Source organism: Arthrobacter sp. TB 26, from assembly GCF_000427315.1.
In the GTDB taxonomy this organism is placed as follows: Bacteria; Actinomycetota; Actinomycetes; order Actinomycetales; family Micrococcaceae; genus Arthrobacter.
Genome location: NZ_AUPJ01000155.1, coordinates 1 through 10,457, shown reverse-complemented (window position 1 = coordinate 10,457; position 10,457 = coordinate 1). Strand labels below are relative to the sequence as shown.

General features: G+C 63.1%; 9 protein-coding genes. 1 reads left to right on the top strand and 8 read right to left on the bottom strand.

What is annotated here, in order from left to right:
* Window positions 1–65: 65 nt before the first annotated feature.
* From istB to K789_RS0105210, 6 genes are all read right to left on the bottom strand, one after another.
* Window positions 66–824 (bottom strand): IS21-like element helper ATPase IstB, encoded by a 759-nt coding sequence (gene istB, locus K789_RS0105235; protein ID WP_024365140.1) that lies wholly within the window; start codon window positions 822–824, stop codon window positions 66–68.
* Window positions 821–2,065, bottom strand: a complete 1,245-nt coding sequence (gene istA, locus K789_RS0105230) for an IS21 family transposase (protein ID WP_024365141.1) — start codon at window positions 2,063–2,065, stop codon at window positions 821–823. The genes istB and istA overlap by 4 nt, the downstream gene beginning before the upstream one ends.
* A gap of 46 nt (window positions 2,066–2,111) precedes the next feature.
* Window positions 2,112–2,249 carry a hypothetical protein gene (locus K789_RS25325; RefSeq protein ID WP_157835664.1) on the bottom strand — a complete coding sequence of 46 codons (138 nt, stop codon included), beginning with the start codon at window positions 2,247–2,249 and terminating at the stop codon, window positions 2,112–2,114.
* 501 nt (window positions 2,250–2,750) lie between these two features.
* Complete coding sequence (locus tag K789_RS0105220; RefSeq protein WP_272943956.1) at window positions 2,751–4,400, bottom strand: ArnT family glycosyltransferase; 1,650 nt, start codon at window positions 4,398–4,400, stop codon at window positions 2,751–2,753.
* A 274-nt stretch (window positions 4,401–4,674) separates the two neighbouring features.
* Window positions 4,675–6,564: an ArnT family glycosyltransferase gene (locus tag K789_RS0105215; protein ID WP_237739522.1), complete on the bottom strand. Its 1,890-nt coding sequence runs from the start codon at window positions 6,562–6,564 to the stop codon at window positions 4,675–4,677.
* Window positions 6,561–7,799 carry a bifunctional glycosyltransferase family 2/GtrA family protein gene (locus K789_RS0105210; RefSeq protein WP_024365837.1) on the bottom strand — a complete coding sequence of 413 codons (1,239 nt, stop codon included), beginning with the start codon at window positions 7,797–7,799 and terminating at the stop codon, window positions 6,561–6,563. Before K789_RS0105210 ends, K789_RS0105215 begins: the two co-directional genes overlap by 4 nt.
* A 198-nt stretch (window positions 7,800–7,997) precedes the next feature.
* Between K789_RS0105210 and glmM the strand changes: the two genes are divergently transcribed.
* Window positions 7,998–9,359, top strand: coding sequence for a phosphoglucosamine mutase (gene glmM, locus K789_RS0105205; RefSeq protein WP_024365836.1), 1,362 nt, complete (start codon window positions 7,998–8,000; stop codon window positions 9,357–9,359).
* A 68-nt stretch (window positions 9,360–9,427) separates the two neighbouring features.
* On the opposite strand, the gene mscL is transcribed toward glmM, so the two are convergent.
* Window positions 9,428–9,835: a large conductance mechanosensitive channel protein MscL gene (gene mscL, locus K789_RS0105200; protein WP_024365835.1), complete on the bottom strand. Its 408-nt coding sequence runs from the start codon at window positions 9,833–9,835 to the stop codon at window positions 9,428–9,430.
* Between the two features lie 82 nt (window positions 9,836–9,917).
* Window positions 9,918–10,457, bottom strand: a 540-nt coding sequence (locus K789_RS0105195; RefSeq protein ID WP_024365834.1) for a M15 family metallopeptidase, incomplete at its 5' end; no start/stop codon positions are given.

Genomic DNA, 10,457 nt, shown 5'->3' with positions numbered 1-10,457 from the left:
TGTTAACGCCAACCCAAAACAGGGCCATTAGTGCCAGTTGAAAACAGGGCCACTTGTTGTTCGTTCTATTGTGCCGTACTGGCCGTGGGCTGGTGTTTTCTGAGCCGGTAGCTTTTGCCTTTGAGGCTGATGACGTCGGCGTGGTGGACGATCCGGTCGATCATGGCCGAGGCGATGGTCAGGTCCCCGAAGACGTCGCCCCAGCGGGCGAAGGGCAGGTTGGACGTCAGAATCATCGAGGCGTGTTCATAGCGGCTGGAGACCAGCTGAAAGAACAGGTTCGCGGCGTCCTGGTCAAACGGGATATAGCCGACTTCATCGACCACCAGGAGACTGTAGCGGCGTAGCTTGACCAGTTCCTGGGCGAGTTTCCCGCGGGAATGAGCCTCCTGCAGGCGGGCGACCCAGCCCGTCGCGGAGTCGAAGAGGACCCGGTGCCCGGCCTTGGCCGCCTTGATGCCGATGCCGACCGCGAGGTGGGTTTTGCCGGTGCCGGGAGGCCCGAGCAGGACCACGTTCTTGGCCTCGGAGAGAAATACGCTGGTGCCCAGGTGAGCGATGAGGTTCCGGTCCGCGGAGGGCTGGTGGTCGAAGTTGAACTCCTCGAGGTCCTTGTGCGCGGGGAACCGGGCGGCCTTGATCCGTGTCGCGGCTCCGGAGGCTTCGCGTTCGGAGACTTCCCGGGAGAGGACGGCGGCCAGATACTCCTCGTGCGACCAGCCGGCGTCCCGGGCCTGGTCCCCGAGGCGGCGGAACCCATCGCTGATCCGGGGTGCGCGCAGCGCACGGGCGTAGTACTCGATCTGCGAGGGTGTCCCGCTCATGACGCCGCCTCCAGCAGCACGGCCGGGTCCTGTCCGAGGTCGATGCCGAAGATCTCGTCGTAGGCGGCCAGATCCCGGATTTGCACGGCTTCCTCGGGTTCGGGGCGGCGCACCCGCTGGGTCCGGAAGTCCCGGCGCATCACCGCCGCGCGGGCGACATGGGCCGTGTCGGTCACCACCAGATGCCGCGCCCAGGCCCGGACGTGGGTGGCGATGAGCACCCCATCGTGCGTGACCCAGACGGTGTCCAGATCAGCGGTGACATCCACGATCCGCCCAATGAACGACGGGTCCACGGAATAGTCGTTGGAGAACACCCGCACGTAGTAATCCCGCGGCAGCCGCACCGCGTTGCGGAATACCGTGTCCGGTGTCACCGGCGGTAGTTCCCGCATCTTCTCCCGGTCCAGGACGATCAGCTCGTCAGGACGGCCGTGGCGGGACCGGGAATACCGGTGGTTGGCCTTGGGCAGCCAGTCCTCCAGCTGACCGTTGAAATCCGCTGGTGAGCGGAAGTCCCGGCCCGGCATGAAGCGTTGCCGGAAGAACCTGTTCATCCGCTCGACCATGCCCTTGGACTCCGGATCCCGCGGCGGCAGCAGTTTGACCTCCAGCCCCAAGGATCCGGCGAACGCGGCCACCGGCTCCGTGGGCCGGCGCCGACCGATGCCGGACTCGTTGTCCCACAACAGCCTGGACGGAACCGCCTGCGCATCCTGCAGCAGCGCCCACATCCCACCGATCAAATCCGGTGTCGTGCGGGAGGGCAGCATCCGTGCCTGGATGAATCCCGAGAACGCCGAGGTCATCACCAGCACCGGGGGCGTGTCAGTCTGACCCTCACCGACGGGTAGCGGATCATGCGGGAACCACAAATCGCACTGGACCTGGAATCCCGGCTCGTGGACCAGACGGTCGGCCGGGTCAGGCGGAGCGTATTCAGGCCGGATCGCGGCGACCTTCGCCCGGAACAGCGACGCGGAACCGGACCAACCAACCCGCTCCGCCAGCGTTGCGGCCGGCATCGTCGGAGTCTTCACCAACAGCTCCCGCACCCTGGGAGCAAACGCATCAAAACTCGATACTCCCGCTGCCCGCTGGTACTTCGGCACCCGGTCCGACTCCAGCGCACGCTCCACCGTTCCGCGGGAAACCCCCACGATCCTGCCGATCTCACGCTTCGAGTGCTTGCCCGTCGAAAACAGGTGGCGTATCTCCGCCCAATCATCCAAATTGATCACCTTCCATAATGGTCGGTGGCCCTGTTTTCAGTTGGCGTTCCTGGCCCTATTTTCGGTTGGCGTTAACAACATCGAATTTGCGGCCCGGGATGTTCCGTGCGGCCTTGGCGTTGACCAGCATCACCGGCAGCGTCTCTTCGAGCAGGTAAAAGAACGGTTTCCAGTAATCACTGGTCGCTTCCATCACCACCGTGGTGACGTGCTCGTGTTCGAGGAAGTCCCGTAGCTCAAGGATCTGCCGTGTGGTCGCACCCCAGGCGGTTACCGATGATGTGTAGGTTCCGGCCCGGGCGCCCGGGCGCCGGGGACCCGGAGACAGACCTTCGCATCGCGTTTCGAAATATCCATGCCGACCGCCCGGTCGTGAACGATGTCCATGACTGTTCCTCCTAAGACGCTGAACCGGTTATTGGGCGTCTGCCACGGGGAGGACAGGGAAAATTCAGGAAACTAGCACTCGTGCCCAAAGCAACAATCCACGGTTCCCGTGGAAGTCCTCCGCGCCACGCTAGCGGGTAGGCTCACCAACAGCACCAAGTTTGAACCGGCGTCGACCGTGGTAGACATCTCCATGATCGGCCTCAACCTCAACCGTAGCCAGAGCCCCGCGGCGGGCAGACCCCACACTTTCTCCCACCACGGCGCGACAGCGACGCTGGGCCGCTAGTGGGGAGCCCGCTGCACCTCAGGGCGCGAGGCGGTAGACAGTGGTGCCGTCGATGTCCTGCGGACTGAAGGTCTCACGTACCCATGCCTGGATGGCCATAAGTTCCCCGCTGTTGCCGGGGACTTCAAGCTGCGCCGGTTGCTCCACCAGATAGCACACCCGGCCCAACTCCACCCACTCCTGGAACTGTTCGAGCCGGGGACTCGGATCGAGCGCGGCAAATCCGCCCAACGGCAGGATCGCACGCCCGGTCGCCAACTGGAAGCGCGCCGCAGTCTGGCCAGGGTACGTCGCTGCACCCCAGGTGCACGCAGGATCGGCGGCCATGATGGTTTCAGCCACAGCGGCGTTTGGGGCGTGGCCTAGGGCCAGCCCCGTAACCCATGCAGGGGCGCCTGTCTTGGCGTCGCGTAGGAAGTGACTCAGCGTGTTCTCGCTTCTGGTGACGCTTCCCGTCAAAGGGTTGGAACCGTACTGGGGCGTTCCTGCCGTGATGATGGCAGTCGCGACAGGACCGACCAGAAGTCCGCAAACCGCGGCGGCTCCTGCGACCTGCTCCAGGTGCGGCCATGGTGCAGGGGCCGTCAATAGCGCGGCCGACAGCAGCACAACGACGAGGATTACTGTCCCGAGCTCAAGCGGCAGCGCGACTCCCAGCCCCCACATGGCATAGGAACATATCGCGCTGAGCAGCAGAGCGACCACAAGATAGATGCGCGCCGGCGCTTTCTTCCGCACCTCAAACATCATGAAGGCCCCGATGGCGCACGCGAGAGCCAGCGGCGGTGCAAGAGAGGCCGCGTAGTACGAGTGGAAGCTGTTCCCCATGAAGCTGAGCATTCCGTACGTCGTGATCATCCAGATGGCAGAGACGCCGGCTAGGACCGACTGGGGCCTGTTGAACCGGCGTCGGAAGAGCCGCCACAGTATGGCCAAAGTACTCAGGACGCCGGGCGCAAGCAGCCAGCCGATTTCCTGTCCATAGTTTCGATTGAGCAATCTGAAGAACCCGGCGTCGGAGTCTGGGCCGCGAAGCTCTTGCGGAAGTAGCGCCGTGGTCGGGTTAGCCTCCTGGTGGATCACACGATCAATTCCGTTGTAGCCGAGGGTTAGCTCGAGGACGCTGTTGTTCGTGGACCCGCCTACGAACGGACGCTGTTCGGCTGGCGTTGCATCCACGGTTAAAGGCCACGCCAACGACACCCCGATGACAATGGCTCCAGCGGCGGCCAGCGAGTAGATCCTTTGCCGCCATGGCATCCGCACGAAGACCAGGAAGGCGAAGACAAGGGCCGGAAGGACCAGGAAGGCCTGCAGTTGCTTTGCCATAAAGCCGAGTCCCAGCAGGAACGCGGCGAACATGAGCCACCGAGGTGCGGAAGTTTCTGTGGCCCGCACTCCGGCATATACCGCCAACAACATCAGAAAGATCATCAAGGGATCGGGGTTGTTGTAACGTGCGAGTAGAACGGTGATGGGCGCGAACGCGAAGATCGAAGCGCCCAATAGGGCGGAGTGGGCCGGAAAGCATCGGCGCACCAGCGTGTAGACAATCAAGGTGCTGCCCAGGGTCAGGATCGCCTGCGGGAGCAGGATTGACCAAGAGTTGAAGCCGAACAGCCAGACAGAGATCCCCATGACCCAGAGGCTCAGTGGTGGCTTATCCACCGAGATTGAATTTCCCCAGTCGGAGGACCCAAAAAAGAAGGCGGAGGGATTATGCTGGCCGGCCTGGACTGCAGCTGAATAGTAGGCATTCGCCCAGCCGTTCTGATCCAGTTTCCACACGTAAAGCAAAGACGTGACCAACAGAAGCGCAAGGAGTGCCGGACGTTCCCATGGCTGGTGGGCGGCTGGGCCCCGCCAGAACGTTCTCAGTGCGCAACGGGCCGAAAATGATGAGGCACTGGCCGCGGACCTACCGGATGATGGAGCTATTGCGTCAGTTTCGGAGGTTAAAGAGTCGGACGCCGTCAATTGTTTGCTCCTTGAAGTTTTCTTTCACCCATTGCGAGATCTCTACAGTTTCCGGACTCAGTTCGTTGCGCTCCAACAGATCCTGCTGCCAGATGAAGTATCCGATTCGTCCGTCCGCCACCAGCTTTTTGAACTGATCGGGGGTGGGTGAAGGATCGGTGCCGAGCCAGCCGCCCAGGGGTATCACCGGCCGCCCTGACTCCAGCTGGTAGAGGGCCGCATTCTGGGCGGAGTAGGTTGCAGCGGCCCAGTCCTGCTCACCTGCTGTTTGGCGCAGCATTTTCAGGACCGAAACGACGGGGGTTGCCCCGAACGCCGTCTGGGTGGCCCAGGCCGGGTTGCCAGCCTTCACCCCGACGAGGTGCCTTGAGATTGCCCGCGGGTCGTTGGCAACGGGGCCGGACTGGGGATTTGTGCCCTTTTGCGGGACTGACACGGTGTAAACATCCGCCCCGATCGGCCCCACCAGGAGACCCACAGCAACGACAGCCAGCGTCGCCCGCCCCCACTTCAGGGACCCGCTGAAGAGCCAGCCAACCACAGCGGCCGCACCTGTGAGCACCACCAAGGCCCTGAACCACAGGGGCCACTCATCGCTGTAGTTGAGTACTCTCACCGCCATATACGTCGAGGCGCCGACAACGACAGCCCCGATGAGCCGGGTCACCCATCTGTCTCTCCGTTGCCACAGGACAGAAAGGCCAATGGGAACAACAAGTGCAATTGGGGCGGCGAGAGAAAACGTATAGTACGTGTGGATCATCGTTCCCATATAGCAGAGGAGAACGAGCGCCGTGGCAAACCAGACGACGGCGAGAGCGGCTAGTTCCTGCTGCACGGCGTTGAAGTTCAGGGTCCGGCCCAGCACGACCAGGAGGACAGTGAGAGCTATGGCCGGGAATAACAGCCATGCGATTTCGGGCGCAAAGTTTCCATCGAACATCCTGGAGAACCCGCCGTTGTAAGGCGCCAACTCGTCATTGCCGGGGCGGGGGCGGTCACCCGAGGCCGTTATCGGGATCTGGATGAACCGGGCCAGCCCGTTGTAATCGAGCGTCAATTCGAGGGCGCTGTTTGTCATCGACCCTCCGATGTAAGGCCGCTGTAAAGCTGGCGTGAATTCCACCGCCACCAGCCAAGCTGCTGATGTCACCAGCAACGCCCCCGCCGCGACGAACAGCTGCCTGACGCGCGACCCCAAGCTGCCGTGGCTGAACATGAGCACCGCAACGCACAGGGCCGGAACCATCACGAACGCCTGGACCTGCTTGGCCATAAAGGCCAATCCCAGCAGCAGTCCCGCGGCAGCAAAAGTCCTCAGCCTCCCACTGTCCATGGCTTTCAGTGCGAGGTAGGCAGTGCCTACTGTCAATAGGCCCATCAGCGGTTCCGGATTGTTAAACCTGGACATCAGGAAGACCACCGGAGTGGTTGCGTAGATTGCACCGGCCAACAACGACGGGGCGGCACCGAAACCGCGACGCACGATCTTGTAGATCAGATACGTGGTGGCGACCCCCATCAGCGCCTGAGGCACCAGGATGCTCCAACTGTTCAAACCAAACAGCCTGACGGACAGCGACATCACCCAAATGCTCAGCGGCGTCTTGTCGACGGTGATGAGATTGCCCCACTCAAAAGACCCGAAGAAGAATGCGGTCCAGTCCTTGGAACCCGCCTGCGCGGCCGCCGAATAGTAGGGATTGGCCCAGCCGTTGTTGTCGAGCCCCCACAGAAAGAAGATTGCGGTGCTGACGAGCAGCGAGGCTAGCCCCACCCGTTCCCACCGGGACGATCCCTCATCCGAGCGCTCGGATGCTCGTTTCGCGGCATTCGACGCCGTGACCAGCGTCAACGGACTGGTTCCTGGACAGGATTCAAGGTAAGGCCGTGCGACAGTTCATCGCTACGGCGGACCCGGAACACCCAGACCCGGAGCAAAACGAACCTAAGCAGCGTCGCGAGAACATTCGCCCCGGTCAGGACAAGGAGCTCGTGGCTCGGAGCAGCGTCGACATTGACAGCATGAAGAATCGTCAGCGCGGACGAGGTAATAGTCCACGCGAGCAGGAAGACCACAAGTCCCTGGAACTGTTGGGTGAAGAGCCTCGCCGGGCCACTGATGCCAAACGTGAACCTGCGGTTGGCGGCGGTATTACCGACGGCGGTCAGAAGCAACGCCAGGAAGTTCGCCTGCTGCGCGCCAAAGGGCGCTTGCAGGGCCAGGTAGAGCAAGGCAAAAGCTATGGTGGAAGCCGCTCCCACCAATCCGAAGCGGAGTACCTGGCCGAAGAAACTAGGCCGGTCGGGCGGGACTATGGGCCGGCGGCCCAGTTCCGCGTAAATGGCCTGGACCGGAATCGTTCCCCGCACCAGCGATCCTGCAACGCGGACCAGGCCCCGCAGGTCATCCAACGCAGTTTGCTTGATATCGACCCGACTGTCCGGGTCGTCAACCCAATCCACGGGAATTTCGTGAATCCGCAGGCCGGAGCGCTCCGCAATAATCAGCAGTTCAGTGTCAAAAAACCAGCCGTTGTCCTCGACATGCGGCAGTAGCCTCCGCGCTACGTCGGCGCGGATAGCTTTGAACCCGCATTGCGCGTCAGAGAACCTCACCTGCATGGTCCTCTTGAGGAGATAGTTGTAGGACCGGGAAATGAACTCACGTTTGGGGCCTCGGCTTACCCTTGAACTCTGGCCGAGCCTGGTCCCAATGGAGATATCCGAATGTCCGGACAACAGGGGAGCCACCAGTGGCGGCAACGCTGCGAGGTCCGTTGAGAGGTCCACATCCAAGTAGGCAAGGACTTTGGCTGAGGAGGCCCCCCAAGCGTCGCGCAGGGCGAAACCGCGGCCTTTGACGTCAAGCCTGCGATAGGCCACGTTAGGTAATTGCGCGGCCAGCCGCGTGGCAATAGCAGCGGTATTATCCGTGCTGGCATTGTCCGCGATGGTTATTTGCCACGTCGATGGCATTTCCTGCGATAAATACGTCGCGAGCTTTGTGATGCTGTGTTCGAGTACCAATTGTTCATTAAAGACCGGTACCACGATTTCGAGCGCCAAGCCCCCAGAGCTAGGTGTCATGCGTCGAAGCCTAAACGGCTGCTGATTGGCTGGCGAGTGTTTTGGAAAAATAGAGTACACGGGAATGAGAAACCAAGTAGTCGGCGTCCCCTTTTGAACCGAAATAGCTCTTACCGGGCCACGCAGGGTTCGCCCTGAAACCTGGCCGTGTCGGGCCACGGCCCGCACTCGCCCCCCTCATCGTCTAAACTTGACTCGATGTCTAGATTATTTGGAACAGATGGTGTCCGGGGTTTGGCGAATGGCCTGCTGACGGCCGAGCTGGCGTTGCAGCTGGCCCAAGCCGCCGCGGTCGTGCTTGGCCACGACCGCAATACCAGCGGAACACGGCCGCGTGCCGTGGTGGCCCGGGACCCCCGCGCCAGCGGTGAGTTCATTGCGGCTGCCGTGGAAGCGGGGCTGTCCAGCTCCGGGATCGACGTTTATGACGCCGGGGTGCTCCCGACCCCTGCCGCGGCCTATCTTGTGGCCGACCTGGACGCGGATTTCGGCGTGATGATTTCCGCCTCGCACAACCCCGCCCCGGACAACGGCATCAAGTTCTTCGCCCGCGGCGGCCAGAAACTCCCTGACGCCGTGGAAGACGCCATCGAGGAACAGCTCAGCAAAGAGCCTTTCCGCCCGATTGGGGGAGAAGTCGGCCGGATCCAGCGGTTCTCCGACGCTGAAGACCGCTATATTGTGCATCTGCTGGGCACGCTCCCGCACCGCCTGGACGGGCTAAAAGTGGTGCTGGACTGTGCCCATGGTGCGGCGAGCGGCTGTTCCCCCCAGGTGTTCAAGGATGCCGGCGCCGACGTAATTGTCATCGGTGCCGAACCGGATGGCCTCAACATCAACGACGGCGTCGGTTCCACCCACCTGGGGCCGCTCAAGCAAGCGGTCCTGGAACATGGCGCAGACCTGGGTATTGCCCACGACGGCGACGCCGACCGCTGCCTGGCAGTGGACCACGAAGGCGGCGAAGTCGACGGCGATGAGATCATGGCCATCCTCGCCGTGGCCTTGAAGGCTTCGGGCAAGCTCAAGGACGACGTCCTGGTGGCGACCGTGATGAGCAACCTCGGACTCAAGATCGCACTGCGCGAGGCCGGCATCAGCCTGCTCGAAACCGGCGTGGGCGACCGCTACGTCCTGGAAGGGATGCGCGAAGGCGGCTTCAACCTCGGCGGCGAGCAGTCCGGCCACGTCATCTTCGCCGACCACGCCACCACAGGCGACGGCGTCCTCACCGGCCTGCAGATTGCCGCCCAGGTCGCCCTCACGGGCCGCCCGCTGAAGGAACTGGCCGCGGTGATGACCAAACTTCCACAGGTCCTGATCAACGTCAGGGGCGTGGACCGCACCCGGGTCAAGGGCGACGACGCCGTGGCGGAGGCCGTGGCCCTCGCTGAGGCCGAGCTCGGCGACACCGGCCGCGTGCTCCTGCGCCCCTCCGGGACCGAACCGGTGGTGCGCGTCATGGTTGAAGCAGCGTCGCAGGAAACCGCCCAGGACGTTGCGGAACGCCTGGCGCAGGTGGTTCGGACCGAGCTGGCTTTGGAGCTCGTCGCGGACTGAACCGGACCCACAACTGACATAACAATGGCGCGTCCCCTCGGACGCGCCATTGTTATGTGCCGGGGTTGTTACCGGGCGCGCTCTGTCCGGAGGGCGTCGCGGATTTCGGTGAGCAGGGCGATTTGCGGATCCTCGGCCGCTTCTTCCTTGACGTCCGCGTTGATGCCGAGGCGGCGGTTGCGCCGTTCGATCATGTGGTTCATGGGCACCACAACAACGAAGTAGATGGCAGCCGCGACCAGGAGGAAGTTGACGATCGCCGTCAGCAACACCCCGAACTTAATGTCGTTGCCGTTCAGGGTGACGACGGCGAAGCTGTCGAAATTGGGCGAACCGACCAGGCCTGCGATGAACGGCATGAGGACGCTCTGGACCAGTGCCGTTACCACGGCGCCAAATGCGGCACCGATGACGACCGCGACGGCAAGGTCGACGACGTTGCCCTTGAGAATGAAGTTCTTGAATCCGGTTAGCATGCCCCCACGCTAGCCCAGCCGCGTGAACGCCCTGTGTCGCGGAGGTAAGTATTGCGGTCCGTGTCGTGCCGTTACAGGGCCGTCACAGGTAGGCCGGGGCCGCCTCGAGTCCGAAGTACTCCTCGAGGGTCGCGACGCCCCGGGTGTTCATGTCGGTTGCCGCCTCCACGCCCACGAAGCGAAGGTGCCAAGGCTCGTAGTAGTAGCCGGTGATCTCATGGAACATCCAGGGGTAGCGCACCACGAAGCCGAACCGGTGGGCATTGGCTTTCGCCCAAACCGCGGCCGGCTGGTTGGCGAACGCCGGAGTGAAGCTGTCCCGGCCGCTGCCGTCGCCGATGTCGAAGGACCAGCCCGTCTGGTGTTCCGAATAGCCCGGCCGCGCGGAGGCGGTGTCCGCCGCGGCCTGTCCCTCCGTGTTCACCCACCTGTTATAGGTCGCGATCTGGGTGGTGAAGGAACGGTAGCCGCTCGCGAGGGTCAGGACGACGCCGCCGCCCGCTGCCGCCGCGAACATCTCCTCCGCCGCTCCCGCCGTCGTGCTGTTGAGCAGTGCCGCTTCACCCGAGGTGGCCAAACGCACGCGGGGCTGGACGAGGTCGGCCGGGACGAACGCGGCGGG

What these genes read in the sequence shown, in the direction of transcription:
- mscL (WP_024365835.1), bottom strand. Translation starts at nt 9,835, where the DNA reads ATGCTAACCGGATTCAAGAACTTCATTCTCAAGGGCAACGTCGTCGAC.
- glmM (WP_024365836.1), top strand. Translation starts at nt 7,998, where the DNA reads ATGTCTAGATTATTTGGAACAGATGGTGTCCGGGGTTTGGCGAATGGC.
- K789_RS0105210 (WP_024365837.1), bottom strand. Translation starts at nt 7,799, where the DNA reads ATGACACCTAGCTCTGGGGGCTTGGCGCTCGAAATCGTGGTACCGGTC.
- K789_RS25325 (WP_157835664.1), bottom strand. Translation starts at nt 2,249, where the DNA reads ATGGAAGCGACCAGTGATTACTGGAAACCGTTCTTTTACCTGCTCGAA.
- istB (WP_024365140.1), bottom strand. Translation starts at nt 824, where the DNA reads ATGAGCGGGACACCCTCGCAGATCGAGTACTACGCCCGTGCGCTGCGC.